Genomic DNA, 26056 nt, shown 5'->3' on the forward strand with positions numbered 1-26056 from the left:
ACGTCCTCGTACGTCGGGTTCGGGACGTCGCCGCCCGCGTAGCCGGACACGACGCGCTCCACGCCCTCGATCTCGCGGAAGACGGCTTCGAGGCACCAGAAGCAGCCGCCGCCCAGGGTCGCCGTTTCGCGGGCCATGCAAGGCCATGGCGCGGCCGTGGGATGAACCTGCCGCGCCCCTAGACGCGCACGAGGCGGAAGCCGATCTCGGTCCCAAGCTCCTGGTCGTACCCGAGCTTGATGTTGAGGTAACCCATGGCCTCCAGCCAGCGGGCGTTCTGCAGCGGTCCTGCGTCGACGCTCTCGAAGCCAAGCGCACCGGCCATCTTGAGGACCTGGTCCTTCGCCTCCTCGTCGTCGCCGGCGGCCAGGACGGACAAGGGCTCCCCGTTCACCTTGCCTTCGCGCATGCGGTCGGCGAACACCGTGTTGAACGCCTTCACGACTTTGGCCTCGGGCGCCTTGTTTTGCAGCTGCTCGGCGCCGCTTTGCTTCTTCACCTCGACGGCGAAATCGTACTCGGGCGTGAGGGCGTTCGTGGGATCGACGAGGATCTTGCCGCGGAGGGCGTCGGCGCCCATGAAGCGGATCGCGTTCTCCCGCTCGCCGAAAGGAACGGCCAGCACGATGACGTCCGCCCGCGAGGCGACCTCGCGCACGCGCCGCTCGTCGCGGCCGGTCGTCTCGACCTCGTAGCCCGCTCGCCGCAAGCCCTCCGCAAGCGCGGTGCCCACGTTGCCCTCGCCGATCATGCCGACCTTGGGCTTTGCCATGACCTTGACCCGCGCCTCCTTCGGACACGCGCGGCTTAGCGGTTGGGGGACAGGTCTTGGGGCCCGCCGGTGAGCGCCCGCAGGAGGGCGGCGTCCTCCGCCGAGAGCTCGAAATCCACGATGGCAAGATCCTCCTCCATGTGCCGCCGCGATGTCGTTCCGGTGAGCAAGACCATGCCCGCCTCAAGGCAATGGCGAAGGACCACCTGCTCGGGCGTCTTTCCGACGCGCCGCGCGACCTCGCGAACGCGCGGGTCTTGCACGACGCGCGGGATCGCCGTGAGCAGCGAGAAGCCCTCGTACGCAAGGCCGTGCTCGCGGCAGAAACGCCGCACCGCGCCGTCGGCTTGCGGCCACACGAACGTGCGGTTCTGAACGAGCTTCGGGCGCACCGAGGCCTTCTCCCAAAGCTCCGCAAGCTGGGCGGCGGTGACGTTCGAGACTCCAAGCAGCCGGGTCTTTCCTGCGCGCTGCGCGTCCTCCATCGCGCGCCACGTCTGCCAATCGAGATCGGACACTCCGTGGCGCACCGAAGGCCCGTGCAGGAGGTAGGCATCCAGCTGCTCGACGCCAAGGTGCGCAAGCGAGCTTTCGATCGATTGCTCGACCTGCTTTGCAGGCGCCGCACGGGGATCGTAGGGAAGGCGATGGTCCTGGCTCGTGACGTACGTGAACTTCGTCTGGAGGAAAACCGCATCGCGCGTCACGCGGCCTTCCCGCACGGCCTCCTGGACGGCTTCGCCCACGGCCGCCTCGAAGTAATGGCGCCGCTGGTTGGCCGTGTCGATGCCGCGGAAACCGGCTTCGAGCGCTTGGAGAACGAGGGCCTTCGTGCGTTCCTCCTTCCAGGCGGTGCCGTAGATGAGCGCCGGGACGCTCACGCCTTCAACGACGAAATGGGGAACGGGCACGGCGCGGGGGACAAAGCCTTGGCATGGCTTGGCGTTTTGGACTTCAAAAGCTTCGGATCATCCTTGGAAGAACCGCTAAATGGCCGGCCGCGCAGAACGTTTCCCGCTTGACGCCCGCAACCCTCTGCGACGCCTGCGAAGGCATCCACGGCGTCGGGAAGCCCTGCCCACGATGGTTTGCGATCCCTCGACGCCTGTTCCTCCTCGAACGCCAACGCTGGACCTGCGGCATCTGCCACCTGCCCATCACCTCGGCAAACGACGCCTCGATCGACCACATCCTGCCCAAAAGCCACGGCGGCACGGACGTCCTTGCGAACCTCCAGGCGGCGCACAAGGAGTGCAACAACCGCAAGGCGAGCCGGGTGTTCCCGGTGTGGGTGTTCGCGGGGGTGTGGACGGGCGCCGACGAGCGCCCGGGTTCGGCCGGAGGCAGCTAGGCGAGCGACACGCGTTCAAGTCACGGCCACGCCGCCCGATGCTACGCGTGGCCGGCTAGGGAGTGCCCCCGTTAAGGACCGCCGGCGCCATGCCGGTCCGGGGGAAGAAGCTTGGTACGTTACTACAGCGACGACGGCGTGTTCGACGGCCCGGTGCAGAAGGTCTGGCGCCTCATCGAGGCCCACGGCGAGCGATTGGCGGAGATCCACCCGAACGTGGTAAGCCACAAGGGCATCCCGCAAGCCGACGGCTCGACGCGCTTGGACGTCGTCACCCGCATGCCCGACGGCACCAAGGTCGGCCACACGTGGCGCATCCTTTTCCGCCCGCCCTACTCGCAGATCATCGAGATCCTGGACGGGCCGCTCAAGGGCTCCTGGATGACGATCACCTACGTGCCCGAGGGCAACCGCACGCGAGCCGTCACGGTGTCCGAGTACCGCGTCCAGGGCGTGACCGACGAATCCACGCTGCAGAAAATGGCCCAGGAATACTTCGACGGTGCCTACGACGAGGACGCGCGGTTCCTGAAGATGCTGTAGGCGGGCGCGGCACGGCTCGCGAGGGCCCGCCCTCACGCCGGCGCAAACTTGTACCCGTAGTGCAGCACGCCGGCCTCGCCGTCCTGGTTGATGCGCCGGAACACCATCTTGACCTTCATCCCGACCTTGACCTTCTCCGTCGGAACGTCCACGATCTGCGTCGTGAGCCGCGGGCCTTCCTTGAGCTTCACGATGGCGATGACGTAGGGCGCTTGGAGCTCGAAGCCGGCGGGGGGCGTGTGCACGATGGAGTACGTCTCCACCGTGCCTTCGCCCGCGAGCTGGAGGGCCTTCATCTTGCCCACGGACAGGTGCCGGCATTTGGGGCAGAGGCTTCGCGCGGGGAAGATGGCCTCGCCGCAGTTGCCGCACGAGACGCCTTGCAGCTGGTAGCGCTGGGGGATGCTGCGCCAGAATTTCGCGGCTTGCATCTAGATCGCCTCCAACACATGAACGACCGCCGTTCCGCCGGATCCTCCGACGTTGTGCGCAAGGCCGACGCGCGCGTTTGGAACCTGTCGAGCGCCGCACTCGCCGCGCAATTGCCAGACGATCTCGGCCGCCTGCGCGATGCCCGTGGCGCCCGGCGGGTGCCCGCGGGCCTTCAAGCCTCCGCTCGTGTTGACGGGCTTCTCGCCCTTCACGGTCGTGCGGCCCTTCTCCGTGGCCGGGCCGCCTTCGCCTTTCTTGAAGAATCCGAGGTCCTCGATCGCGAGGATCTCGCCGATCGTGAAGCTGTCGTGCACCTCGGCGACTTGGATGTCGCGCGCGGTCTTTCCCGCCTGCTTGTAGGCGCGCGCGGCGGCGACCTTCGTGGCGGCAAGCTCGGTGAAGCTTGCGCGGTCGTGCAGCGCAAACGTGTCGCTTGCCTGGCCCGAGCCTGCGATCTTGACGATGGGGCGCCCGTCGTTGTGCCGGCGCGCGACGTCGACGCTCGTGAGGACAAGCGCGGCCGCGCCGTCGCCCGTGCTCGCCGAGTCGAACAGCCGCAGCGGGTCGGCGACCATGGGCGAGGAGAGCACCGTGTCGACGGTGATCTTGTTGCCGTAGGCCGCGACGGGGTTCATGCTGCCGTGCTCGTGGTTCTTCACGGCGACGGCGGCCAATTGCTCGCGCGTGGTGCCGTAGGCCTGCATGTGCGAGCGGGCCATCATGGCGTACAGCGAGGGGAACGTGGCGCCAAAGAACGCCTCCCACTCCTGGTCGGCGACGGTCGCAAGCGTGTTTGTCGCCTCCTGGTCGATCACGTCCATCATCTTCTCGACGCCGCCCACGACGACGACGTCGTGCGCGCCCGAGGCGATGGCCATGTAGGCCTGGCGCAGCGCCACGCCGCCCGAGGCGTCGGCGGCCTCGATGCGCGTGGCGGGGATGTTCGTGGCGGCAAGGCCCGCCTCGTCGACGACAAGCGGCCCGATGTGCTCCTGGCCGATGAGGCGGCCGGCGCTCATGGAGCCCACGTACATGGCCTCGATCTTGTCGCCGGGGATCTTCGCGTCCTTGACGGCGGCAAGGCCCGCCTCCGTGATGAGCTGGCGGAAGCTCCGTTCCCACAGCTCGCCGAACTTCGTGACTCCCACTCCGAGGATCGCAACGTCTCGCATGTCACTCCCTCCTAGCCGATGGCCCCCCGATGGATCTTGCCGCGGAACTTCGCGTACACGGCGTAGTCGACGTACTCCTTGCGCGCGATGAGGTCGCGCATGCTCGGCGTGCCCTCGCGCCGGAGGTTTGCGATCTCCGGCGTGACGGTGATGTCGAAGGCGTCGGCGCCGGCGCCCGAGCCGTAGGCGCACATGAAGATGCGGTCGCCCGGGGCCGCCTCGTCGAGCACGGCGCAGAGGCCCAGCATGGCCGAGCCCGAATACGTGTTGCCGATGATCGGCGTAAGAAGGCCCGTCTTGAACTGCTCGTCCTTGAAGCCGAGCTTCTTGGCCGCGCGGGTGGGGAACTTTCCGTTGGGCTGGTGGAGCACGGCGTAGCGGTAGTCGCCGGGCTTCGTCGCTTGGCGCTCCATGAGGCGCGCGGCGGCCGAGAGCACGTGGCGGAAGTACGCGGGCTCGCCCGTGAAGCGCTGCGCGTGCGTGGGGTACTTCTGCCCCTCGCGGCGCCAGAAGTCGGGCGTGTCGGTCGTAAACGAGCACGTGTCGTTGATCGCGGCGACGACACGCTTCGTGCCGAGCACGAAGGCGGCCGCGCCCGCCGAGGCCGAGTATTCAAGCGCGTCGCCGGGCGCGCCTTGGCTCGTGTCCGCGCCGACGGCCAGCCCGTACTCGATCATGCCCGAGCCCACCATGCCAAGCGCCGACTGGAGACCCACCGTGCCGGCCTTGCAGGCGAACTCGAAGTCGCCGGCCGTAAGGTACGGCGAGGCTCCGAGGGCCTCGCAAAGGACCGTGGCGGAGGGCTTCACCGCGTACGGGTGGCTCTCGCTCCCGACGAAGATCGCGCCGATCTTCGTGGGCTCGATCTCGCCGCGCCGGATGGCGATGCGCGAGGCCTCGACCGAGAGCGTGATCGTGTCCTCGTCGGGCGAGGGCACGCTCTTCTCGAGGACGCCCAAGCCCTTCGTGATCGTCGTGGGCTCCTCGCCCCAGACGCGCGCGATCTCCTCGGACTTGATGCGGTAGCGCGGGATGAAGCCGCCGTAGCTTACGATGCCTCGTGTCGTCGTCATGCGGGCACTTCCTTTCAGAGTTCCTTGAGGTTCTGGATGAGCTTGTCAAGCGGCATGCGCGTCACGGCGAGCGGGATGTTCTCGCTGTCGGCGAGCTTGAGCGCAAGCTCGTCGATGCGCGGCGCCGGGTCGTGGAACACGACGAGCGCGGGCTTCATCGGGTGCACGCGGATGGCCACCATGGGCGAGCGGCCGGCCGTCACGCCGGTGAAGATGAGCGCCCGCTCGCTCGACCACCCGTAGATGCGCGGGTATTCGGCGCTCGTGAGGCCCGTGATGGCCTTCATGGAATCGATGACCGTGTACCCTTTGAGCTCGCGCACGAGCGACTCGCCGGCGCGCACGACCTCGGCGTCTGTCGCCTCCAGCAGCCGGGCGGTCGGAACGGGCACGTAGAGCTCGCGGATGTCGAGGATGGCGTCGTCGGCGGCGCCCTCGGTGGCCACGCGGAAGCTCCGGACGACGCGCCCGCCGCGCCGCTCGTCGTGCGACAGAAGGGCGGCGACGAGCTTGCGGACCGTGTGGGTGCCGGGGCTGCGCCGGCGGCCGGACTCGTAGTCGGAGACGACGCTTGGGCCCACGCCAAGCTGCGCGGCGAGGTCCGTTTGGCTAAGGCCAAAGGTCTCGCGCCACTTGCGGATGGTGGCGCCCGGCTCGGGGGAGAGGGTGATCTCTCCTGCGATCTTTTCCGCCACGCGCAGCCGGGTGGACTGAGCGGACGCGATCACTCGGCCGTCGGCTTGGGCCATCCGGCGCGCAATGCCGGGAGCGTTATTTAAGCCTGCCGAGGTGCCGTAGGGCACTTCGGCAGAACGCGTAAACCGCGTTTTATGACCCTAAAAACCCGGGCGTCGCCGCCGCGCCGCAAGCAGGGCCACGCCCACGGCCGCAAGCGCCGCGAACGCCTCGAAGCCGGGCACGCTCGCGCTCGCGGGTTCGCCCTCGGACTCGGGGGACACGCTTGCGGGCGAAAGCGGAAGGCCGCCCGCGGCCGAGGCGAGGCTCGCCGAGAGGCCGGAAGCCGTGCTCGTCACAAGCAGAGCGAGGTTCGTGACGCCGATCTTCGCGTCAAGCGGCCGCTTCTGGTACGAGAGCTGGACCGGGAACTCGCCTGCGCCGAAGCTGCCTTGGATCGTCACGCGCGTCTCGTCGCCTGCGGCAAGCGCAGGAAGGCGAGCCGTGCGGACCATGCCCGCGCGGTCCACGACCTCGATCGCGCCGCGCGAGAGATTGCCCCAGCCGTCGTTGCGGACGACAAGCGTGAGGGCGCCGTTGGCGACGGAGGCGACCTCCGCGACCGGGTGCGCACCGTACTTCTCGACGTTGAGGAACGCGTGGAAGATCGCGCGCCAGGATTCCTTCTCGAGCTCCTCGATGGGGGTCGTGTAGACGGGCGGGCCCCAGACGAAGCCGGATCGCTCGCGGCCGCTCATCTCGAAGCCCCACGAGTTGGCCCCGAACAGCTCGTAGCCCGTGTCGGTCGTGGTGCCGCTTGCGGGGTAGATCGTGCTCCAGATGGGGCCGCAGGAGTCGCGCACGTCGGCGAGCACCTCGTCGCAGATGCGCTCGAAGACGGCGTGGTCGTCCGGGTGGGGATCGCGGCCTTCCATGCCGTAGGGGTAGAGCCAGAGGTTGCCGCAGCAGTGGATGCTCGCGACGTAGTCGGGGTCGTAACGCTCCCAGACGCCCATGACCGCGCGCGTCTCGGATTCGCTTGCCGGGTGGGGGCCGGGGTTGTTGACGACGGGAAGCTCGTTCACGTCGCCCCAGCCGACGGGGTAGTTCCGATTGATGTTGACGAGGTTGCCGTTCAGGCGGCCCACGCCGTTCACGCTACCGTCCGGGTTGACAAGCGGCAGGATGATCGTGTGGCGGTTCTCGACGATCCACGTGGCCGTCTCGTCCGATCCGTAGCCGCGTAGCAGGGTGCGCAGCACGTGCATGACGAAGATGACTCCGATGTACTCGTTGGCGTGCGTGCCGCCGTCGATGTAGACGACCTCGCGCGCGGAGAGCGGGATCCGATCCGGGTTCTCGAAGTCGGCGATCTCCATGTACCAGAGGTCCATGCCCTTCGAGGAGACGCCGGCCGAGTGCAGGCGCGCGATGTCCTTGAACTCGGAGGCAAGCGCCGACATCTCGGCCGTGAGGACCGGCCAGGACGGGTACGCCTTGGCAGGGCCAAGGTCCGACGAGACGGGAACGTACGCGTGCCCGACGGGAACCATCACGAAGGCGGCCAACGCGGCGGCAAGGAGCGTCCTCTGGAGCATCACGGTCCCGCCCGACGCCGGGAAGGATAAAGCTTGTTGTATTGCAGATGGGCGACCGGCGAGAGCCTAGCGTTCACGCCCGATGATGTAGTCGGCGATCTGCGCGAGGTGCTCGAGGGTGCCGCTTCCTTTGGGCACCTCGGCAAGCGCCTCCTTGGCCTCGGCCAGGAGGTCGCGGGCGACGCCTTGCGCGTAGGCGATGCTGCCCGCGTCGCGCAGGATGCCGATCGCCTCCTGGACCTGGGCGTCCGTGCATTCGCCGCGGCGGTCGAGGATCGCAAGGAGACGGTCGCGCCGGGGGCTGTGCGCAAGGGCGTGGGCGACAAGGAGCGTCCGCTTGCCCTCCCGGATGTCGCCTCCGACGGGCTTTCCGAGATTCGCCTCGTCGGCCGTCACGTCGAGCACGTCGTCGCGGATCTGGAACGCCATGCCGATGGGCGCGCCAAAGCGCGCAAGCGCCTCGACCTGCGCGTCGTCGGCGCCGCCGACAAGCGCCCCCGCGCGGAGGCTGAACTCGAGAAGGACGCCCGTCTTGAGCCGGATCATCTCCATGTACTCGTCGATGGAGACATCCGCCGAGCGCGCGAAGAGGAGGTCCATCATCTGGCCCTGCGCCAGAAGCAGGCTCGTGTCGACGGCCATGCCGGCGACGCGGACGACGGTCGGTAGCGGAACGCCGCGGTCCTTCGAAAGGAGCATGGCCTTGAGGGCAAGCGCGAAGAGGCCGTCGCCGGCCGTGATCGCCACCGCGTCGCCCCAGATGGCGCCCACGGTGGGCTTCGTGCGGCGGACGAGGGCGTTGTCCATGACGTCGTCGTGGACAAGCGTGAAGGCGTGCAGGAACTCGATGCCCACGGCCACGGGGAGCGCGCGCTCGACGCGGCCGCCCACGGCCTCGCAGGCAAGGAGGCACAGCGTGGGGCGGACGCGCTTGCCCCCGGCCTCGACGACGTGCTTCATGGGGGCAAAGACGGCAAAGCTCGGGCGGATGCGCTCGCCGCCGAAGCGGAGGTAGCGCGCCATCTCGTCGCCAAACCCGCGTCGGCGGGGATCCGCCTCCAGGAGCAGGCGCTCGATCTCGGCGTTGACGAGCTTCGCGTGGGTCGTCAGGACCTCCGCGAGGCTCGTGGTGCGGGGTGCCCCTTCGCCGGCCACGCCGCCGGGAGGGGATGGGCAAGCATAATCGTTTCCGACCGCCTGCCGCCCTTGCCATGGACCTTGCGATCACCGGGCGCGCGTGGGTGGGCGGGCGGCTTTCGACCGTCACGATCGGCATCGACGACGGCCGCATCGTGCGCGTGGGCGCCCGCAGCGTCCCGGCCGACCGGGAGCTCGTCTTCCTCGACGGCATGATCCTGCCGGGCGCCATCGACGCGCACGTGCACTTCCGCGACCCGGGCGCCACGCGCAAGGAGGACTTCGCCTCGGGCACGCGCGCGGCGGCGCAAGGCGGCGTGACGACCGTCCTTGACATGCCCAACACGGACCCGCCGGTCGTGACCCGCCACGCCTTCGCGCGGAAGCTTGCGATCGCGCGGCGCAAGGCGGCCGTCGACTTCGGGCTGTACGCCGCTCCGCGAGAGGACGGGGCGCTTACGCTTGGCTCGCGACCCATCGCGTACAAGGCGTACCTTGGCCCCACCACGGGGGGGCTCCGCGTCGCTCCGGAGAGCCTTTCCCATCTGTTTGCCGATGCCACGCGCAACCGCGTGCCCGTGTCGTTCCACGCCGAGGACGCCGGCTGCATCGAGGAGGCTTCGCGCCGGGTCGTCGTGGACGGCCCCGAGTCCCACGCGCGCCTGCGCCCGGCCCGCTGCGAGCTCGAAGCCGTGCGTCGGCTTCTGCCCTTCGTGCGAACGGGGCTTGCGCACGTGGCGCACGTGACGACGCAGGCGGCCGCGCGCATCCTCGTGTCCAGCCGAGCGAGCTTCGAGGTGACGCCGCACCACCTCCTCCTCACCGAGAAGGACCTGGCGCGCGACGTGCGCCTCAAGTGCAATCCTCCGCTTCGCCCCTCGACGGACCGCGCCTTCCTGTGGCGCACGCTGTCGGCGGGGAAGGCCATCCTGGCGAGCGACCACGCGCCCCACCTGCCCTCCGAGAAGCGCGGCGTCCTGTCGCGCGTGGAAGCCGGCGTGCCCGGCGTGGAGACCATGGTGCCGCTTCTCATGGCGCGCGTGGCCGCAGGGGTCCTGCCGCTGCGGTCGCTCGTGGCCGCCGCCTGCGAGCGCCCGGCGGATCGGTTCGGGCTTGCGCGCAAGGGTCGGATCGAGCCGGGCCGCGACGCGGACCTTGTCGTGTACGACCCGAAGACCGTGGCGACCGTCGAGGCGCGCAGGCTTTCGAGCAAGTGCGGCTGGTCCCCCTTCGAGGGCTTCTCGGCCGTCTTCCCGACGCACGTCTTCTCGCGCGGGCGGCAGGTCGTGGAGGACGGCCGCTTCGTCGGAAAGGCCGGATGGGGACGGGAAGTGCGGCGGGGCTGAGCCGAGTCCTTTATGCCCGCCGTGGGCATGGCGTTTCGATGCCCCCGGCCGGTGCGGTCAAGATCGCCGTTCCCAACAAGGGCCGCCTCTCCGAGAAGACGCTCGAGACCTTTGCGCAGGCCGGCGTCGTCATGGACGACGCGGTGGGCGAGCGGCGGCTCTTTGCGACCGCGCTCAACGGCCAGTTCGCGTTCCTGTTCGTGCGCGCGCAGGACATCCCCGAGTACGTGCACGACGGCGTCGCGCACGCGGGCGTCACGGGCTTTGACATCCTTCGCGAGAGCGGCAAGGCGACGACCGAGCTTCTGGACCTCGGCTTTGGCCACTGCAAGCTCGTGGTCGCCGCGCCCGAGTCCTCGCGCGTGCGCTCGCTGCGCGACGTGCCCGCCGGCGCGCGCGTGGCCACGAGCTTCCCGCGCCTCACCGCCCAGTTCTTCCGCAAGGCAAGAAAGCGCGTGCGCGTGGTCGAGGTCTCCGGCGCGACGGAGATCACGCCGCAGGTGGGCGTGGCCGATCTCGTGGTGGATCTTACGGCCACGGGGAGCACGCTTGCGATCAACCGTCTGCGTCCCGTCGCCACGGTGCTCGAATCGACCGCGCGGCTCGTCGCCAACCGCGAGGCGCTCGGGGACCGCCGCCTGGGCCGGCAGGTGCGGGAGCTCGCCTGGGCGCTGCAAAGCGTGGTGGCCGCGCGCGGCAAGCGTTACGTCATGGCCAACGTGCCCCGCCGCAAGGTGCGGCAGGTCGCGAAGGTGCTGCCCGGCATCAGCGGCCCCACGATCGTGGAGCTCGGAAGTCGCGACGACATGGTCGCCGCGCACGCGGTCGTGGACGAGACCGCGCTGTACCGCGTCGTGAACGACCTCAAGGCCCTGGGCGCCGAGGGCATCCTCGTCGTGCCCGTGACGAGGCTTGTCGGATGAGGCGCGATCCGCGCGCGACGGCTCGTGCGAGCGTGCGGGCGCTTTCTCCCTACGAGGAGCAGACGTCCCTGCCGTTTGATCTCTCCGCCAACACGAACCTCTTCGAGCCGAACCCGGCGATCGCGCGCGCGCTGCGCTGCGTCGACCCGCGCGATCTCCAGGGCTACCCTTCGCTGCAGTCGTCCGACCTTAGCCAGGCCGTCGCCGACGCGGAGGGAGTGGATCCGGCGTGCGTCGTGACGGGCAACGGGTCCAACGATCTGCTCGACGCGACCATCCGCGCGTTTGCCGATCCGGGCGGGAAGGTCGCGTGGCACCCACCGAGCTTCGAGATGATCCCGGTGTTTGCGCGAGCCAACGCCGCCGAGCCGCTCGACGTCCCGCTCGGTCCCGCGCCGTCGTTTGCCCTCGACGAGACGGCGTTCTCCGAAAGCGGCGCCAGGGTCGCGATCCTCTGCCGGCCCAACAACCCCACCGGCCACGCCTTCCCGCGGGAGACCGTGCTACGGCTCCTCGACGCGCTTTCGGGCCTTGTCGTCCTCGACGAGGCCTACGTGGAGTTCCTCGGCGACAGCCTCGTGAAGGAGGCGATGGCGCGCGAAAACGTGCTCGTCGTTCGCACGTTCTCCAAGGCCCACGGCCTCGCGGGGCTGCGGATCGGCTATGGGATCGGCCACCCCTCGATCGTGCGCGAGATCGAGAAGGTCCGCGGGCCCTTCAAGCTCAACGCGTTCAGCGAGCTTGCCGCCGTCGAGTCGCTTCGCGATCCGACGTACCTTCGAAGCGTCGTCGCCCGCGTCCGCAGCGAGCGCGCGTTCCTGTCGGAACGGCTCGCGGCGCTCGGGTTCACCGTCTTCCCGAGCCAGACGAACTTCCTCCTCCTTCGTCCGCCGGTGCCCGCCGACCGTCTCGACGAGGGGCTTGCCGCGCAGGGCTTCGCCGTCCGCCGGTTCCGCTCGGGCGCGCTGGCGGGCTTCGTGCGCGCAACCGTGCCGCCGCGGGACGTGGGCGAGCGGTTCCTGTCGGCCGTCGAACGAACGCTCGCGGATCTCGCATGACGCGCGTGCTCCTGGCCGACTACGGCGTGGGCAACCTCCACAGCGTGCGCAGGGCCCTCGAGAACGCCGGCGTGCGCGTCGCGTTCGCATCGCCGGCGGGCGATCTCTCCCGCTTCGACGCCGTGGTCCTCCCGGGCGTGGGCGCCTTCGGCCCGGCCGCGGCGCGGGTCGCCCGCGCGCGCGAGCCCCTCCGCGCGTGGATCGAGGCCGGCCGCCCTCTCCTTGGCATCTGCCTTGGCATGCAGCTTCTGTTCGACGACAGCGAGGAGTCGCCCGGCGTGCCGGGCCTTGGCGTGCTCGCGGGGCCCGTCCGCCGCCTGCCCGCGCGCCGGCTTCCCCAGATCGGATGGAACGACCTTGCCGTCCGCAAGGATCCGCTGTTCGAGGAGCTTCCGCCGGCGCCGCAGGTGTACTTTGTGAACAGCTTCGCGCCCGTCCCGCGCGAGGACGTGACGATCGCGACGGCCGAGTACGGATCGACGTTCTGCGCGGCCGTGCGAAAGCGTAATGCGTACGGCGTGCAATTCCACCCGGAAAAGAGCTCGCGGACGGGGCTACGGATGATCGAGAACTTCCTCGAGCTTGCGCGGGAATCCTCATGATGCTCATCCCTTCGATCGACCTCAAGGACGGTCGCCTCGTCCAGCTCGTGGGCGGCGATCCTCACCAGCCACGGGTCACCATCGACGACGCCCACGGGCAGGCCGAACGCTGGGTGCGCGCGGGCGCCTCCATGCTGCACGTCATCGACCTCGACGCGGCCTTTGGCACGGGCAGCAACGCGCGGGTCGTCTCCGAGATCGTGCGCTTGGCCGGCGTGCCCGTGCAGGTGGGCGGCGGCGTGCGCTCGACCGAGCGCGTGGAGGAGCTTCTGGCCGCGGGCGCCTCGCGCGTGCTCGTGGGCACGAAGGCCATCCTCGACCACGACTGGCTGAAGGCCATGGTCGCAAAGCACGGCAAGCGCATCGTGATCGCCATCGACGCGCGCGGCGGCGAGATCCTCGTCAAAGGATGGACCGAGCGCACGGGCATCGCCGTCACCGACTACGTCCGCAAGGTGGACAAGCTGGGCCTTGGCGCCATTTTCTTCACCGACGTCGCAAGCGAGGGCAAGCTCACGGGCATCAACGAGATGCTCGTGAAGAGCCTCGTGGAGGCCGTGGACAAGACGCCCGTGCTCGTGGCCGGTGGCATCTCCAGCGTGGACGAGCTTCTCATGCTCAAGGAGATCGGCGTCGAAGGCGCGGTCATCGGCATGGCCCTCTACACCGGACGCATCGACTTCAAGAGCGCGCTTGCGGAGCTCTCCGAATGACGGAGGTCGTGCGCGGCACCAAGGAGACGCAGATCCGCGTGGAGCTTGCCCGCGGCGCCGGTCCGGCCCGCGTGCGCGTCCCCGATCCCTTCTTGTCCCACATGCTGGAGGCGTTTGCCGCGTGGGGCGGCTTCAGGCTTGCCGTGGAGGCGCGCGGGGACCTTCGGCACCACACGATCGAGGACGTCGCCATCACGCTTGGCCAAGCGCTGCGCGGCGAGATCGACGTGAACCGCGTCCGCCGGACGGGGTTTGCGTACGTTCCCATGGACGACGCGCTCGTGCGCGTGGCCGTCGACGTCGTCGACCGCCCGTTCTTCGCCGGCGAGCTTCCCGAGCGCCTCTACACGCACTTCTTCCGCAGCTTTGCGTTCGAGGCGCGCCTCACGCTGCACGTGGACGTCCTGCGCGGCCACGACGACCACCACGTGACGGAGGCCGCCTTCAAGGCGCTGGGCCTTGCGCTTGCACAGGCGCTCTCTCCGCGCGAGAGCGTCCTTAGCACGAAAGGCGAAGTCGAGACGACCCGCGCGCGCCGCCGGAAGCGCTGAGCCGATGCTTCGCAAGCGCGTGATTCCCTGCCTGGACGTGAAGGACGGGCGCGTCGTGAAGGGCGTGCGCTTCCGCGATCTTGAGGCGGTCGGCGATCCGGTGGCCATGGCCGTCGCCTACGAGCGCCAGGGCGCCGACGAGATCGTCTTCCTCGACGTCTCGGCGAGCCAGGAGGGGCGCGCCACGCTCCTCGACGTCGTTCGGCAGACGGCCGAAAACTTGTTCGTCCCCCTCACGGTGGGAGGCGGCGTGGCGACCATGGAAGACGTGCATCGCGTGCTCAACGCCGGTGCCGACAAGGTCGCCATGAACACGGCCGCCGTGCGCAATCCCGCGCTCATCACGGACGCGTCCCGCGAGTACGGCGCGCAGTGCGTCGTCGTGGCGATCGACGCGAAACGGGAGGGCAACGCGGGCTCGTCGCCGGCCTGGAGCGTGCACACCCACGGCGGCACGCGCCCCACCGGCCTTGACGCCGTCGCCTGGGCGCGCCGCGCGGCGGAGCTTGGCGGGGGCGAGATCCTCCTCACGAGCATGGACGCCGACGGAACGGAGGACGGCTACGACCTTGCGCTTACGCGCGCCGTCTCCCGCGCCGCGGGCGTCCCGATCGTCGCTTCGGGAGGCGCCGGGAACCCCCGCCACATGGTGGAGGCGCTGCGCGAGGGCGAGGCCGACGCGGCGCTGGCTGCAAGCGTGTTCCACTACGGGAAGTTCACGGTCGGCGACGTGAAGCGCGCGCTCGCGGAGGCGGGCGTCCCCGTCCGGGAGGCGGGCCTTGCATGACCGAGCCTCGCTTTGCGTCGGGCGTGCAGGGGCTCCTTCCGGTGATCGTGCAGGACGCCACCTCGGGCCAGACGCTCATGCTCGCGTGGACGAACCAAGAGGCGCTCGACCGGACGCTTGCGACCGGCGAGATGCACTACTGGTCGCGCTCGCGCGGGCGGCTGTGGCGAAAGGGCGAGGAGTCGGGGAACGTCCAGCGGCTGCACGCGCTCGTGCTCGACTGCGACGGCGACGCCTTTCTGGCGCAGGTTCACCAGACGGGCGTCGCCTGCCACACGGGACAGGCGTCGTGCTTCCACAACGCCGTGCGGGGCGAGGCGACCGCGCCGTTTCTGGCCGCCCTCTGGCGCACCATCGAGTCCCGGCGCCAGGCGCGCCCCGAGGCGTCCTACACGGCGCGGCTGCTCGCTGACGAGAACCTGCGCTTGAAGAAGGTGGCGGAGGAGGCCGCGGAGGTCGTCATGGCCGCGAAGGTGGGCGACCGCGACGCGGCCGTCCGCGAGTTCGCCGACCTCTTCTACCACGCGCTCGTGGCCATGGCGGCGTTGGGCGTCCGGCCCGCGGACGTGGAGGCGGAGCTTGCCCGCCGCCGTCGTCCGCCGCAGCCGTGAACTTCAGCCGTCGAGGCTTGCCACGCGGATCTCGAAGACGCGGAAGTTCCCGTCGCGGTAGCCTTCCTCGGGCGTGAGGCGGACGGTCCGCGTTTCGCCCTGCCGCAGCCCGACCGCGCCGTTGGCAAAGCCCGGGATGACGTTCGTGTACTGGGCGTTCGGGGAGCGCCCGTCGCCGACGTACACCCGAAGCGGGTCCGCGTGCTCCTGGAAGCGGCTTGCGACCGGGAAGCCGCGCTGCGCCAAGCCGGTCGCCGTGGTGTCGAAGACGACCCCGTTGTCGTACAGCCCGAGATAGTGCACGGAAACGTACGGGCGCTCCGCGCCGGCGGCGGGGCCCGAGACGTTGAGCGCGGCAACCGGCACCGACGTCGCGGACGATCGGTCTCCCGACGCCGCACGGAACTCGACGGTTCCCCCCTCGAATCCCGGGCCGGCCTGGACGGAAGCGATCACGACCTGCGCCTGCCCGGCCGAGAGCGGACGCGCGGGGACGGGAAACTCGACCGTTGCGCCCGCGGGCGCCGTCGCGGAGAGCTGCGCCGTCATGCGGGTGGGACCCACGTTCTTGAGGAACAACGGGATCGTCAGGTTGCCGCCGCGCGCCACCCCGTACGAGGGCGCGTACGCCAGAAGCTGCGGCGCGCCGGCGCCCGAGGGGACCTGAACGAGCACGCGGCGGATCACGACGTCCTCGAGCGGAGCCTCGGTCTCGGGATCCACGGCCACGCTCTCGATCCGCTGCACCGTCTCCATCCCTTCGACCACGCGGCCGAAGACCGTGTACCCGGCGTCGAGCCCGGAGTTGCGCGCAGTGTTCACGAACCATTGGCTCGTTCCGCTGTCGGGATCGTTCGTGCGGGCCATCCCGACCGTGCCGATCTCGTGGGCGTTGCCGGAGGGGATCTCCAGCGGGATGGGCCCGTGCGTGGGCTTGGGCATCGCGTTCCCACGGAAGGGGGCCGCAAAGCCCCCGCCCTGGACGACAAAGCCGCGGACGATGCGGTGGAAGACGGTGCTCGTGTAGTGGCCGTCCTCGGCGTACTGGAGGAAGTTCGCCACGGCAAGCGGCGCCCGGTCTTCCCAAAGCTCGATCGTGAAGTTGCCAAGTGACGTCTCGAGGACGGCTCGGTAGTCGCCGGCGGGCATCGGTTGCACGCGGCCGTCCGAGGGGCCGTCGGGGCCGCCGCCTCCCGGCGGCTTTCCTCCCAGGCAACCGGAAACCAAGAGCGCGCAGACCGCCACGAGCGCAAGCCGCATGATGTTCGTTTGAGGGCCAGCGCTCGGCGTCCCTTAAGGTTTGCCCAGCAGGCGCCGTCGCGCGGAAGCGACCTTCGCCCATCGGCGGCGCACGTCGCTCGCAAGCGCGGCCCGTCCGGCCCGCGCGGCGGCGAGCCCGCGCCGGGTCGTTCCGGGCCCACCGAAGCTGCGGTGACGCCGGATGAGCGCGGCGGCGTCCAGCGAGGCCACAAGCGCGGGGGTCAATGCGGGATGGAGCCGCCGAAGCTCCGCCTTCGGCAGGTCGCGGGGCGACCGGGCCGAGTCGACGCAAAGGCGGACCAGGCGCCCGACGGTTTCGTGTGCCTCGCGGAAGGGAACGCCCGCGCGCACGAGCTCCTCGGCGAGGTCCGTCGCCGCAAGCAGGGGGTCCTCCGCCGCCTGGCGCATGCGGCCGACGTCGAAGCGGCAGGAGGAGAGCGCCGTGGCAAGGACGCGGGCGGTCGCGCGGGTGTCGGCCACGCTTCGGAAGACCGGCTCCTTCATCGCCTGGAGGTCGCGATTGTACGCAAGCGGAAGGGCCTTTAGGACGGAGAGGACGGCCGCGAGGTCGCCCGTGGCCAGAGCCGCCTTCGCGCGCGCAAGCTCGGCGACGTCGGGGTTCTTCTTCTGGGGCATGAGGCTCGATCCGGTGGCGACCTCGTCGGAGAGCTCGAGGAACGCGAACTCGGCGCTCGTCCAAAGGACGATCTCCTCGGCGAGCGAGGAAAGGTGGGTCGCATGGAGCGCGCTTGCGTAGCAGAGGCCGGCCAGGAAGTCGCGATCCGATACGGCGTCCAGCGAGTTCTCGACGAGCCCGTCGAAGCCCAGGAGCCGAGCCGCGTAGGCGCGGTCGATGGGAAGGCTCGTCCCGGCGAGCGCCCCCGCGCCAAGCGGGCTCCGGTTGCACGCGTCGAAGACGGCGACAAAGCGCGCGACGTCGCGCCGAAGGCGCGCCGCGTGCGCGAGCAAGTGGTGCCCGAGCGTGACCGGTTGCGCCCGCTGGAGGTGCGTGTAGCCCGGGAGCGCGCGGTCGGCGTGGCGGCGGCCCAGGCGCGCGAGGACGTCGTGGAGGGCAAGGGCGTCGTCGGCCGCGGAAAGCGCGGCTTCCCTGGCCCAGAGGCGAAGGTCGGTCGCGACCTGGTCGTTGCGCGAGCGCGCGGTGTGCAGACGCTTGCCGGGCTCGCCCACGAGCTTCACGAGCAGGCGCTCCACGCCCATGTGCACGTCCTCGTCCGCCGGATCGAGGGAAAGCTCGCCGCGCTGCGAGGCCCGGTGGATCTCCCGGAGCCCCCGCTCGATGGCGCGCGCGTCCGACGGCGCGAGCAGCCGGGCGCGGACGAGCATGCGCGCGTGGGCGAGGCTGCCCAGCACGTCGTAGGGAAGGAGCGCGCCGTCGAGCGGGAAGGAGCTCGTGAACTCCTCCACCTCGCGCGCGGTCCTACCGGCGAACCTTCCGGACCAGGCCTTCTTCATGCGCGGACTCGGGAAGGGTCTTCGCCGCTTTCTGCTTGACGGCCGCCGCCACCTGAAGGGGCAATCCCCACAGCTCGATGAAGCCCGTCGCGGCGGCGTGGTTGAACGCGTCGCCTCGGCCGTAGGTGGCAAGGTCCGTCTTGTACAGCGAGTAGGGGCTCGCGCGGCCCGCGCTCGTGACGTTCCCCTTGTACAGGGAGAGCGTCACCTCGCCCGTCACGGTCTCCTGCGTGGCGTCCACGAAGGCGCGAAGCGCATCGGCCAGGGGCGAGAACCAGTGTCCGTTGTACGTGAGCTCGGCGAGCTTCTGCTCGAGCTGCGGCTTGAACAGGAGCACGTCCTTCGTGAGCGTCACGGCCTCGAGGTCGCGGTGGGCCTTCAGGAGGACGGCCGCGGCGGGGGCCTCGTAGATCTCGTGGCTCTTGATGCCCACGAGCCGGTCTTCGACGTGGTCGATGCGCCCGACGCCGTGCCGGCCGGCGAGGGCGTGGAGCTTCTGGATGATCTCGACAAACGGCAGCTTCGCGCCGTTCAGCGAGACCGGAAGGCCTTTCTCGAACCCGATCGTGACGCGCTCTGGCTCGTTGGGCGCCGTGCGGGGATCGGCCGTCCAGAGGAAGGCCGCCTCGTTGGCGGGAAGGGAGATGTCCTCGATGTCGCCGCTCTCGACGCTTCGCCCCCAGAGGTTCTCGTCCGTGCTGTAGGTCTTCTTGCGGCTGATGTCGGGCAGCGGCACGTTGCGCTCGCGGGCCCACGCGACGGCTTCCTCGCGCGTGTAGAGCCACTCGCGCATGGGCGCCACGACTTCCAGCGTGGGATCGAGCGTCTTCGTGGCGACGTCGAAGCGCACCTGGTCGTTGCCCTTGGCCGTGCAGCCGTGGGCGATCGCCTCGGCGCCGACGGCGTTTGCCACCTGCACGAGGTGCTTGGCGATGAGCGGCCGGCCGAGGGCCGTGGCAAGGGGGTACACGCCCTGGTAGAGGAGGTTTGCCTTGAGCGCCGGCGCGAGGTAGTCGTTGGCAAACTCGGCCTTGGCGTCGACGACCTCCGTCTTCACGGCGCCGATCGCCTGCGCGCGCGTGAGCGCGTCCTGCAGTCCGTCGAGCGGCTGCCCGAGATCGATCGTGAGCGTCACGACCTCGTAGCCCTTCGTCTCCTGGAGCCAGCGGATGGCGACCGACGTGTCGAGGCCCCCGCTGTAGGCGAGCACAATCCTCTTCGTTCCGTTCGTCCGGGCCTTCATGGCTTTGCGGCTCCCAATGCGTCCTTGAGAATGGAAACGCCCTCCTCCACCTGCGCGGCGGAGAGGATGAGTGGCGGCGCAAGGCGGATCACCTGGTCGCCCACGGCGTTCACGAGAAGACCCCGCTTCTCGGCCTCCTCCTTCGCCTTGCGCGCGACGGGGGACTTCAGCACGACCCCGAGAAGCAGGCCCTCGCCCCGCACCTCGTCGACGTGCTTTGCGCACTTCTGGTGGATGGCGCGGGCAAGCTCGCGACCGCGCTCGGCCGCGTTTGCAAGAAGCGACTCCTCCTCGAGCGCGTCGAGAACGGCAAGGGCGGCGGCCGCGGCAAGCGGATTCCCGCCGAAGGTGCACCCGTGGTCGCCCGGCGCAAACGCGCGGGCGACGGGCTCGCGGGCCAAAAGCGCCGCGATGGGGAAGCCCCCGCCGAGGCCCTTGGCAAGCGTGAGGATGTCCGGCTTCACGCCGTACTTCTCGAAGGCGAACATGGCGCCCGTGCGTCCGACGCCCGTCTGCACCTCGTCGAGGATGAGGAGGACGTTCTTCTCCGTGCACAGCTCGCGCACGGCCTTCAGGTACTCCACGTCGGCGGGAACGACGCCGCCTTCGCCCTGGATGGGCTCCAGCATGACCGCGACCGTGCGCGGCGTAAGCGCGGCCTCGAGCGCGTGGAGGTCGTTGTACGGAACGTGGCGGAAGCCCGGCGGCAGGGGCTCGAAGTTGCGATGGTACTTCGGCTGGCCGGTGGCGGCAAGCGCCCCGAGCGTGCGGCCGTGGAAGCCGTTCTCGGCGGCCACGATCTCGCCGCCGATGACGCCGCGGCCCGTGCCCCACTTCCGGGCGAGCTTGATGGCCGCCTCGTTGGCCTCGGCCCCGCTGTTGAGGAAGAGCGCCCGGTCGAGGCCCGACAGCGCCGTGAGCCGGCCGGCCAGGCGCAGCGCGGGCAGGTTCCCGTAGAGGTTGCTCACGTGGCCCAGGAGCGCGGCCTGCTTGGCGATGGCCTGCGTGAGCCGCGGGTGCGCGTGGCCCAGCGAAAGGACGGCAAGCCCGCCGATGAAATCGAGGTACCGCTTCCCCTCCGTGTCCCACACCTCGCAGCCCAAGCCGCGGGCAAGCGTGACGGCCGGCGTCGCGTAGTTGGGAACCATGACCTGGTCCCAGAAGTGCCGGTAGTCGAAGGTGATCTGACGCTGCATGCGCACGTCAGGCACCCCCGACGCGCGTGCCGGCCTGGGACGCGGGCGACAGGAGCGCCTCCAGCGTGGCGCCCGGAGCGCCCGGTTCCGCGAGGCTGCCGATGCGGACGAGCTCGACGCCCTGCTCGGCGGCGGCAAGCGCGCTTTCGATCTTGGGGATCATGCCCGCGGTCGCGCGCCCGTCCGACAGAAGCGCGCGGGCCCTCGACGGCGGGAGGCTCGCCTGAGGCTTGCCGTCGACGAGCACGCCCTCCACGTTCGAGAGAAGCAGCAGCGCGGCGGCGGAAAGGCCCCCGGCGATCGCGCCGGCGGCCTCGTCGGCGTTCACGTTGAGGGCGCCCCCCCGGCCGTCGCTTGCGACGGGGGCCACGACGGGCACGATGCCGTTCTCGGCAAGGAGCGCAAGCGGCACGGCGTTCACGCGCACGTCGGTCCCCACGAGGCCGAGGTCCGGCTGCGTCTTGCGCGTCGCCGTGAGCGCGCGCGCGTCCTGGCCCGAGAGCGAGAGGGCCTCGACGCCGGCGCGCTCGAGCGCCGACACGATGGACGTGCCCACGCGTGCGAGCACCATCTGCACGACCTCGAGCATGGCCTCGTCGGTCACGCGAAGCCCGCCCTCGAAGCGGGAGGAGAGCCCCAGGCGCTTGGCCATCTCGTCGATCTGGGGACCGCCGCCGTGCACGACGACCGGAAGCGCGCCGGCAGCCGACAGCCGGGCAAGATCGCGCGCGAAAGCGTCCAGCGCCGTGGCGTGGCCTCCGAACTTCAGAACCACGAACTGTCCCCGGTACCGCTCCAACCCCGGTTCCTGCAGAAGCGTCGCTGCCAATCCCCTTCCCCCTAGGTCGTGTAGTGCGCGTTGATCTTCACGTAGTCGTAGGTGAGGTCGCATCCCCACGCGGTGGCCTGCGCGTCGCCGTCGTGGAGGTCGGCGCGGATCTGGACGTGCTCGCTTGCCAGGATCTGGCGCAAAAGCGACGTCTTGTGGATCTTGCGGCCCACGCCGCGCTCGACGATCTTCACGGCGCCGACTCCGTTCTTCAGCACGAGGTCGACCTTGGCGGGATCCATGCGCGCGCCCGAGTAGCCGATCGCGCAAAGGATGCGCCCCCAGTTCGGGTCGCGCCCGTAGACGGCGGCCTTCACGAGGTTGCTGGCCGCGATCGCCTTGGCCGCGCGGCGCGCGTCGGAGGGCGAGCGCGCGCCCGACACGGAGACCTCGACGAGCGTCGTGGCCCCTTCGCCGTCTCGCGCGATCTGCTTGGCAAGCTCGCGGCAAGCGAGCGAAAGCGCCTCTTCAAACGCCGCAAAGTCGGCCGTGCCGGGCGCAAGCGGCCGCGAGGCCGTAGCGCCGTTGGCAAGAAGCAGCACCATGTCGTTCGTGCTCGAGTCGCCGTCCACCGTGATCATGTTGAAGGTCGCGTCGACGGCGCGCTTGAGGGCCGCCTTGAGATCCGCGGGCGCCACGGCCGCGTCCGTTCCGAGGAACGCGAGCATCGTCGCCATGTTGGGGTGGATCATGCCGCTTCCCTTGGCGATGCCGCCCACGACGCACGTGCGGCCGCCGGCCGCAAAGCGCACGAGGACGGACTTCGCCTTCGTGTCCGTCGTGAGGATGGCCTCCCGGGCGCTCGCGTTGCCCGGCGCGGCCTTGTCGAGGTTCTTGGCGAGGCTCTTCACGCCGCGGCGCACCTTCTCCATGGGCAGGCGCTTGCCGATGACGCCCGTGCTCGCGACGAGCACCCGCGAGGCGGGAACCCCGAGGTGCGCGCCCACGAGCCGCGTCATCTCGCGCGCGTCGGAGAGGCCCTGTTCGCCCGTGCACGCGTTGGCGCAGGCGCTGTTGACGACGACGGCCTTGGCGCGGCCGGAGCGCAGGTGCGAGCGCGTCACGAGAAGCGGCGCGGCCTTCACCTTGTTCGTCGTGAACACGCCGGCGGCCGAGGCCTCCGGCTCGCTCGCGATGAGCGCCATGTCCTTCCGCGCCTTCCGAAGGCCCGCGTGGACGCCGATCGCGCGGAATCCGGGGACGTCCTCGATGCCGCCCGGGAGGATCTGGGGCTTTGCCGTCACGGCGTCACCCCGATCGTGGGAAGGCCGGTCGCCTCGGGCAATCCGAGCATGAGGTTCAGGTTCTGCACGGCCTGGCCGCTTGCGCCCTTCACGAGGTTGTCGATGGCGCTTGCCGCCACGGCAAAGCCGCCCGAGAGCCACGCGTTCACGTGCGCGGCGTTGCTCGCGCGCACGTTCTTCACGTCCACCTCGTCGACGCGCACGACAAACGGCGAGTCCGCGTAGGACTTGTCGTAGGCCGCGCGCAGCTCCTCGGCCGTGACGCCCGGCGCGGGGGTCGCGTACGCGGTCGTGAGGATGCCGCGGTTCATGGGAACAAGGTGTGGCGTGAAGGCCACGCGGGCCGGCGATCCGGCAAAGAGGCTGAGGCGAGCCTCGATCTCGGGGGCGTGCCGGTGCCGGCCCACGTTGTAAGGATGCAACGACTCGTTGACCTCGACGAAGTGCGTGCCCTTCGAGGGCTCCTTGCCGGCCCCGCTCGTGCCGCTTTTCGAATCCACGACGAAGGGGCCGCGCACGAGGCCAAGGCGCGCCAGCGGGACGAGCGCGAGGAGCGCCCCCGTCGGGTAGCAGCCGGGGTTGGCCACGATCTTCGCCTTGGCGATGGCTTCGGCCGCGAACTCCGGGAGACCGTAGACGGCGTGCGGCAGGAGCGCGGGCGCGGGGTGGTCGTGGCCGTACCACGTCTTGTACGCGGAGGCGTCCAACCGGAAGTCGGCGGAGACGTCCACGAAGCGGATGGCAGGGTAGGCGGCGTGGATCTTGGCGATGGTTTCGCCGCTTGCGCCGTGGGGAAGGCACGAGACGACGACGTCGCAGGACGCAAACGACTCGGGCGCGGTGGGAGAAAACCGGAGGCTCGTGCGTCCGGCGAAGGCCGGAAGCTCCTGCGCGACGGCCTTGCCGGCGCTGCTGTTGCTCGTGACCGCGCCGATCTCGACGCTCGGGTGGGCAAGGAGGAGCCGCAGGAGCTCGCTTCCCGTGTACCCCGTGGCGCCGGCGATTCCAACGACCGCTTTTCGGTTCATGGACTACATAAGATTCATAAGCGCTGCTTATCAAGGGGACGGCGAGAAGGGGTCGGGATCGGGCGCAAGCGTCGAAAATTAGACATACGTGACCGGCCATCGCTTCCCGTGCTTCGGGTGGACCTTCTGGAGGTCGTCTGACGTGCCGCGGCGCCAGGTCGAGCATTCCGCGGCCAAGCTCGTGCGCGACTGGATCGACGGCCACCCGTCGGTCAAGGACTGCATGAAGCTTCGCGTGATCAACCTCTCCGCGCTTGCGCGCCTCATCATGGACGACACGGGCATCCAGAGCGAGGAGGCCGCGCTCGTCGCCTGCCGCCGCTACGAGCTCGACCCGTCCGAGAAGATCAACGAGGAGCAGATCCTGCGCGTGCTGCGGCGAAGCAAGATCGAGATGCGCACGAAGGTGAGCATCATCACCGCGCGGCCCGACTGGGAGATCTTCGCCAAGCTCGAGAAGACGATGAACGCCCTGCGCGGCCGCAGCTTCGCGCTGCACGTCATCCAGGGCAGCGAATCCGTCACGCTCATCACCGACGGCGCCATCGCCGACGAGATCGAAGGCATCGTCGGGAAGCAGGACCTCATCAAGCGCGAGAACGGCCTCGTCGAGCTCGTCGTCACCTCGCCCGACGTGATCGAGGAGGTCCCCGGCATCCTCGCCTACCTCTCCTCCGCGCTTGCCTCGCGCGGCATCAACTTCCTCGAGGTCATCTCCTGCTACAAGGACACCATGTTCGTCATCGAGGAGACGGACATGGTGAAGGCCTTCGACGTGCTCAACCGGATGACGGTGGGGCGGTGAGGCGTGGCCGGCCAGCGGGTCGCGCGGGGCGCCGAGCTCTTTTACTGCGCATATGCGCAGTAAATCGCACCCGAGCCGGCTCACCTGCGCGCGAGCCCTTCGTCGACGAGCGCGCGAAGCTCCGCGGCCGTGATGTCGGATCCCGAGTGGCGGAAGTAGAGGACGCCGTGCGGGTCGATGAGGACGAGCGTTGGCACGCCGCCGCCGTTGCCGTACGAGCGGTAGACCGTCCCGCGCCACGGGGCGCCGTCGTCGAGGCCCGCGTACCACGTGCCGCCGTTTTGCTCCATGAACGCGCGCACGTCGTCCTGCGTCTCCTCCGTGTCGACGTCCACGCTTACGATCTCGAAGTCGGCGCGCGCGTAGTCGCCGTACAGCGACGCGAGCATGGGCATGCTCTCCTTGCAAGGGCCGCACCAGGTCGCAAACAGGTCGACGAGGACGACCTTCCCACGCTGCTTGGCCATTTCGAAGGTGCCCTTGCTCAGCGCGTCTTCGAGCGCGAAGTCGGCCGCGATTCCCGTGACGCCCTTTGCCTTGAGGGCGACCGTGACGGGGGCCGAGATCGTGACCTCGACGGCGTAGGTTCCAAGCGGCGGGTTGCGAAGCGCGTGGACGGCCCACATGCCGCTGTCGCCCATCGCCGTGGCGCCCGAGGCGTCGAAGTCCACGACCGTCTGGCCGTTCGGGTCGGTGACGCGGAATTGGAACGCTCGGCCGGCGACGAGGATGCCGTCGTATTGCAGGAAGATTTCGAGGAAGGCGTAGTCGCGCGCCACCTCGAAGTCCCCCTCGAAGGTGACCGGCATCAGGATTGCGGCGGGGTGGGGCGCGTAGCGCTGCTCGAAGAGCGTGTCGTCGGCCGCCTCGATGACCGGGCGCGCGGGCGGGGCGACTTCCTCGTAGCCGTGGAATTGCGCCTCCTCCGACGACGGGATCGAAAGGGCGAGGACGGAGGCGAGGCCCATGGCGAGGGCAAGCGCGAGGGCGAAGCTTCGAGGCTGCATGGTCCCGGCCGCCGGGTCGGACTGCGCGCTTATCTAGTTTTTGGCGATGCGGCGCGTGCAGCGGTCATTCCGTGATGTAGCCCGCCCACGTCTCCGTCGCTCCGCGCCACCACGCCACGGGCCGGTTCTGGGCGTCGTAGGCGAAGACGGAGGTGGCGCCGGGCGCGTAGTCGTCCCAGAAGGCGCGAATCGTCCACGGCACGGTCCCGCGGTCGCCCACGTACGGCGTGGGTCCGTCGACGCGGCAGGTGTAGCCCGTCTTCGTTGCGTTCGCGCGGTAGGCCACGCACGTAGCCGGCGCGGGACCCGGATCGCTCGCGTTCACGTACAGGTACACGCCGCTTCCGCGTCCGTGCGTGCCCTCGCTCATGTACGCCACGAGCGGCTTGCCGGGCGTTCCCGCGGGTGCGCGCGAGAGGTCGGGGTGAACGGGCTCCTGCGCCGCGCAGCCGGCCAGGACGAGCACGAGGGGGGCGAGCAGGGCGACGCGCGAACGCATGGGGGGCCATGCCCGTTTTGAGCTTTAAAGCCGTCAACCCCAAAGTTGCAAATACCGGGGCATCAAGACCGAGGGAGGCGTCGGGGGTTGGAACGTTGTTGCCAAAGGAACTTCTGCAGCTTGCGCCG

Annotated in this window: 29 protein-coding genes; 11 read left to right on the forward strand and 18 right to left on the reverse strand. The window is 69.8% G+C overall.

The window, feature by feature from the left end; genetic code table 11:
* The 3 genes from VM681_04015 to VM681_04025 form a co-directional block, all read right to left on the reverse strand.
* The coding region (locus VM681_04015; GenBank protein ID HVL87162.1) for a peptide-methionine (S)-S-oxide reductase at nucleotides 1-137 on the reverse strand (137 nt) is incomplete at its 3' end.
* A gap of 41 nt (nucleotides 138-178) precedes the next feature.
* The gene (locus VM681_04020; GenBank protein HVL87163.1) at nucleotides 179-772 is read right to left on the reverse strand and encodes an NAD(P)-binding domain-containing protein; all 594 of its coding nucleotides are present in this window, start codon (nucleotides 770-772) and stop codon (nucleotides 179-181) included.
* 35 nt (nucleotides 773-807) lie between these two features.
* Nucleotides 808-1683, reverse strand: coding sequence for an aldo/keto reductase (locus VM681_04025; GenBank protein ID HVL87164.1), 876 nt, complete (start codon nucleotides 1681-1683; stop codon nucleotides 808-810).
* A gap of 107 nt (nucleotides 1684-1790) precedes the next feature.
* Between VM681_04025 and VM681_04030 the strand changes: the two genes are divergently transcribed.
* The gene (locus tag VM681_04030; GenBank protein HVL87165.1) at nucleotides 1791-2123 is read left to right on the forward strand and encodes an HNH endonuclease signature motif containing protein; all 333 of its coding nucleotides are present in this window, start codon (nucleotides 1791-1793) and stop codon (nucleotides 2121-2123) included.
* A 111-nt stretch (nucleotides 2124-2234) separates the two neighbouring features.
* On the forward strand, nucleotides 2235-2666 hold the full coding sequence (locus VM681_04035) for a hypothetical protein (GenBank protein HVL87166.1): 432 nt from the start codon (nucleotides 2235-2237) through the stop codon (nucleotides 2664-2666).
* A 32-nt stretch (nucleotides 2667-2698) separates the two neighbouring features.
* Here the strand turns inward: VM681_04035 and VM681_04040 are convergent, their stop codons facing one another.
* From VM681_04040 to VM681_04065, 6 genes are all read right to left on the reverse strand, one after another.
* Nucleotides 2699-3097, reverse strand: coding sequence for a Zn-ribbon domain-containing OB-fold protein (locus VM681_04040; GenBank protein HVL87167.1), 399 nt, complete (start codon nucleotides 3095-3097; stop codon nucleotides 2699-2701).
* Nucleotides 3098-4270, reverse strand: a complete 1173-nt coding sequence (locus VM681_04045; protein HVL87168.1) for a thiolase domain-containing protein — start codon at nucleotides 4268-4270, stop codon at nucleotides 3098-3100.
* 11 nt (nucleotides 4271-4281) lie between these two features.
* Nucleotides 4282-5343, reverse strand: a complete 1062-nt coding sequence (locus tag VM681_04050) for a hydroxymethylglutaryl-CoA synthase (GenBank protein HVL87169.1) — start codon at nucleotides 5341-5343, stop codon at nucleotides 4282-4284.
* A 14-nt stretch (nucleotides 5344-5357) separates the two neighbouring features.
* Entirely contained in the window at nucleotides 5358-6092 is a 735-nt protein-coding gene (locus VM681_04055; GenBank protein ID HVL87170.1) for a helix-turn-helix domain-containing protein, read from the reverse strand.
* 87 nt (nucleotides 6093-6179) lie between these two features.
* The gene (locus tag VM681_04060) at nucleotides 6180-7616 is read right to left on the reverse strand and encodes a M14 family zinc carboxypeptidase (GenBank protein HVL87171.1); all 1437 of its coding nucleotides are present in this window, start codon (nucleotides 7614-7616) and stop codon (nucleotides 6180-6182) included.
* 66 nt (nucleotides 7617-7682) lie between these two features.
* Nucleotides 7683-8771, reverse strand: coding sequence for a polyprenyl synthetase family protein (locus VM681_04065; protein HVL87172.1), 1089 nt, complete (start codon nucleotides 8769-8771; stop codon nucleotides 7683-7685).
* A 56-nt stretch (nucleotides 8772-8827) separates the two neighbouring features.
* Between VM681_04065 and pyrC the strand changes: the two genes are divergently transcribed.
* From pyrC to hisIE, 8 genes are read left to right on the forward strand one after another with little or no spacing between them, the layout of a single operon-like run.
* Entirely contained in the window at nucleotides 8828-10099 is a 1272-nt protein-coding gene (pyrC, locus tag VM681_04070) for a dihydroorotase (protein ID HVL87173.1), read from the forward strand.
* A gap of 38 nt (nucleotides 10100-10137) precedes the next feature.
* Nucleotides 10138-11022 (forward strand): ATP phosphoribosyltransferase, encoded by an 885-nt coding sequence (gene hisG / locus VM681_04075; protein ID HVL87174.1) that lies wholly within the window; start codon nucleotides 10138-10140, stop codon nucleotides 11020-11022.
* Complete coding sequence (locus VM681_04080; protein HVL87175.1) at nucleotides 11019-12080, forward strand: aminotransferase class I/II-fold pyridoxal phosphate-dependent enzyme; 1062 nt, start codon at nucleotides 11019-11021, stop codon at nucleotides 12078-12080. The genes hisG and VM681_04080 overlap by 4 nt, the downstream gene beginning before the upstream one ends.
* Nucleotides 12077-12682, forward strand: coding sequence for an imidazole glycerol phosphate synthase subunit HisH (hisH, locus tag VM681_04085; protein ID HVL87176.1), 606 nt, complete (start codon nucleotides 12077-12079; stop codon nucleotides 12680-12682). The genes VM681_04080 and hisH overlap by 4 nt, the downstream gene beginning before the upstream one ends.
* Nucleotides 12679-13395 (forward strand): 1-(5-phosphoribosyl)-5-[(5-phosphoribosylamino)methylideneamino]imidazole-4-carboxamide isomerase, encoded by a 717-nt coding sequence (hisA, locus tag VM681_04090; GenBank protein HVL87177.1) that lies wholly within the window; start codon nucleotides 12679-12681, stop codon nucleotides 13393-13395. The genes hisH and hisA overlap by 4 nt, the downstream gene beginning before the upstream one ends.
* Entirely contained in the window at nucleotides 13392-13946 is a 555-nt protein-coding gene (locus VM681_04095; GenBank protein HVL87178.1) for an imidazoleglycerol-phosphate dehydratase, read from the forward strand. Before hisA ends, VM681_04095 begins: the two co-directional genes overlap by 4 nt.
* 4 nt (nucleotides 13947-13950) lie before the next feature.
* Nucleotides 13951-14733: an imidazole glycerol phosphate synthase subunit HisF gene (gene hisF, locus VM681_04100; protein ID HVL87179.1), complete on the forward strand. Its 783-nt coding sequence runs from the start codon at nucleotides 13951-13953 to the stop codon at nucleotides 14731-14733.
* Nucleotides 14730-15344: a bifunctional phosphoribosyl-AMP cyclohydrolase/phosphoribosyl-ATP diphosphatase HisIE gene (gene hisIE / locus VM681_04105; protein HVL87180.1), complete on the forward strand. Its 615-nt coding sequence runs from the start codon at nucleotides 14730-14732 to the stop codon at nucleotides 15342-15344. The genes hisF and hisIE overlap by 4 nt, the downstream gene beginning before the upstream one ends.
* Before the next feature lie 3 nt (nucleotides 15345-15347).
* Here the strand turns inward: hisIE and VM681_04110 are convergent, their stop codons facing one another.
* The 7 genes from VM681_04110 to argC are packed head-to-tail and all read right to left on the reverse strand — an operon-like array spanning nucleotide 15348 to nucleotide 23617.
* Nucleotides 15348-16604 (reverse strand): peptidylprolyl isomerase, encoded by a 1257-nt coding sequence (locus VM681_04110; protein ID HVL87181.1) that lies wholly within the window; start codon nucleotides 16602-16604, stop codon nucleotides 15348-15350.
* Between the two features lie 33 nt (nucleotides 16605-16637).
* A complete protein-coding gene (argH, locus tag VM681_04115) occupies nucleotides 16638-18077 on the reverse strand; it encodes an argininosuccinate lyase (GenBank protein HVL87182.1) in 1440 nt (479 codons plus the stop codon).
* Entirely contained in the window at nucleotides 18043-19320 is a 1278-nt protein-coding gene (locus VM681_04120) for an argininosuccinate synthase (protein HVL87183.1), read from the reverse strand. The genes argH and VM681_04120 overlap by 35 nt, the downstream gene beginning before the upstream one ends.
* A complete protein-coding gene (locus VM681_04125; GenBank protein HVL87184.1) occupies nucleotides 19317-20516 on the reverse strand; it encodes an acetylornithine transaminase in 1200 nt (399 codons plus the stop codon). Before VM681_04125 ends, VM681_04120 begins: the two co-directional genes overlap by 4 nt.
* Nucleotides 20517-20523: 7 nt before the next feature.
* Entirely contained in the window at nucleotides 20524-21345 is an 822-nt protein-coding gene (argB, locus tag VM681_04130) for an acetylglutamate kinase (GenBank protein ID HVL87185.1), read from the reverse strand.
* 11 nt (nucleotides 21346-21356) lie between these two features.
* Entirely contained in the window at nucleotides 21357-22589 is a 1233-nt protein-coding gene (gene argJ, locus VM681_04135; GenBank protein HVL87186.1) for a bifunctional ornithine acetyltransferase/N-acetylglutamate synthase, read from the reverse strand.
* A complete protein-coding gene (argC, locus tag VM681_04140) occupies nucleotides 22586-23617 on the reverse strand; it encodes an N-acetyl-gamma-glutamyl-phosphate reductase (GenBank protein HVL87187.1) in 1032 nt (343 codons plus the stop codon). The genes argJ and argC overlap by 4 nt, the downstream gene beginning before the upstream one ends.
* A gap of 142 nt (nucleotides 23618-23759) precedes the next feature.
* Here argC and VM681_04145 point away from each other — a divergent pair, with 142 nt between their 5' ends.
* Nucleotides 23760-24422, forward strand: a complete 663-nt coding sequence (locus VM681_04145) for an ACT domain-containing protein (protein HVL87188.1) — start codon at nucleotides 23760-23762, stop codon at nucleotides 24420-24422.
* 80 nt (nucleotides 24423-24502) lie between these two features.
* Here the strand turns inward: VM681_04145 and VM681_04150 are convergent, their stop codons facing one another.
* The gene (locus VM681_04150) at nucleotides 24503-25429 is read right to left on the reverse strand and encodes a TlpA disulfide reductase family protein (GenBank protein HVL87189.1); all 927 of its coding nucleotides are present in this window, start codon (nucleotides 25427-25429) and stop codon (nucleotides 24503-24505) included.
* Between the two features lie 64 nt (nucleotides 25430-25493).
* The gene (locus tag VM681_04155; protein HVL87190.1) at nucleotides 25494-25928 is read right to left on the reverse strand and encodes a hypothetical protein; all 435 of its coding nucleotides are present in this window, start codon (nucleotides 25926-25928) and stop codon (nucleotides 25494-25496) included.
* Nucleotides 25929-26056 lie beyond the last annotated feature (128 nt).

This window comes from Candidatus Thermoplasmatota archaeon (assembly GCA_035541015.1).
GTDB lineage: Archaea > Thermoplasmatota > SW-10-69-26 > JACQPN01 > JAIVGT01 > DATLFM01.

Bases quoted from the DNA above. Each gene is read 5' to 3' on its own strand.
- VM681_04020 (HVL87163.1), bottom strand. From the start codon at position 772: ATGGCAAAGCCCAAGGTCGGCATGATCGGCGAGGGCAACGTGGGCACC.
- VM681_04040 (HVL87167.1), bottom strand. From the start codon at position 3,097: ATGCAAGCCGCGAAATTCTGGCGCAGCATCCCCCAGCGCTACCAGCTG.
- VM681_04045 (HVL87168.1), bottom strand. From the start codon at position 4,270: ATGCGAGACGTTGCGATCCTCGGAGTGGGAGTCACGAAGTTCGGCGAG.
- VM681_04050 (HVL87169.1), bottom strand. From the start codon at position 5,343: ATGACGACGACACGAGGCATCGTAAGCTACGGCGGCTTCATCCCGCGC.
- VM681_04055 (HVL87170.1), bottom strand. From the start codon at position 6,092: ATGGCCCAAGCCGACGGCCGAGTGATCGCGTCCGCTCAGTCCACCCGG.
- VM681_04060 (HVL87171.1), bottom strand. From the start codon at position 7,616: ATGCTCCAGAGGACGCTCCTTGCCGCCGCGTTGGCCGCCTTCGTGATG.
- pyrC (HVL87173.1), top strand. From the start codon at position 8,828: ATGGACCTTGCGATCACCGGGCGCGCGTGGGTGGGCGGGCGGCTTTCG.
- hisG (HVL87174.1), top strand. From the start codon at position 10,138: ATGCCCCCGGCCGGTGCGGTCAAGATCGCCGTTCCCAACAAGGGCCGC.
- VM681_04080 (HVL87175.1), top strand. From the start codon at position 11,019: ATGAGGCGCGATCCGCGCGCGACGGCTCGTGCGAGCGTGCGGGCGCTT.
- hisH (HVL87176.1), top strand. From the start codon at position 12,077: ATGACGCGCGTGCTCCTGGCCGACTACGGCGTGGGCAACCTCCACAGC.
- hisA (HVL87177.1), top strand. From the start codon at position 12,679: ATGATGCTCATCCCTTCGATCGACCTCAAGGACGGTCGCCTCGTCCAG.
- VM681_04095 (HVL87178.1), top strand. From the start codon at position 13,392: ATGACGGAGGTCGTGCGCGGCACCAAGGAGACGCAGATCCGCGTGGAG.
- hisF (HVL87179.1), top strand. From the start codon at position 13,951: ATGCTTCGCAAGCGCGTGATTCCCTGCCTGGACGTGAAGGACGGGCGC.
- hisIE (HVL87180.1), top strand. From the start codon at position 14,730: ATGACCGAGCCTCGCTTTGCGTCGGGCGTGCAGGGGCTCCTTCCGGTG.
- VM681_04110 (HVL87181.1), bottom strand. From the start codon at position 16,604: ATGCGGCTTGCGCTCGTGGCGGTCTGCGCGCTCTTGGTTTCCGGTTGC.
- argH (HVL87182.1), bottom strand. From the start codon at position 18,077: ATGAAGAAGGCCTGGTCCGGAAGGTTCGCCGGTAGGACCGCGCGCGAG.
- VM681_04120 (HVL87183.1), bottom strand. From the start codon at position 19,320: ATGAAGGCCCGGACGAACGGAACGAAGAGGATTGTGCTCGCCTACAGC.
- VM681_04125 (HVL87184.1), bottom strand. From the start codon at position 20,516: ATGCAGCGTCAGATCACCTTCGACTACCGGCACTTCTGGGACCAGGTC.
- argC (HVL87187.1), bottom strand. From the start codon at position 23,617: ATGAACCGAAAAGCGGTCGTTGGAATCGCCGGCGCCACGGGGTACACG.
- VM681_04150 (HVL87189.1), bottom strand. From the start codon at position 25,429: ATGCAGCCTCGAAGCTTCGCCCTCGCGCTTGCCCTCGCCATGGGCCTC.
- VM681_04155 (HVL87190.1), bottom strand. From the start codon at position 25,928: ATGCGTTCGCGCGTCGCCCTGCTCGCCCCCCTCGTGCTCGTCCTGGCC.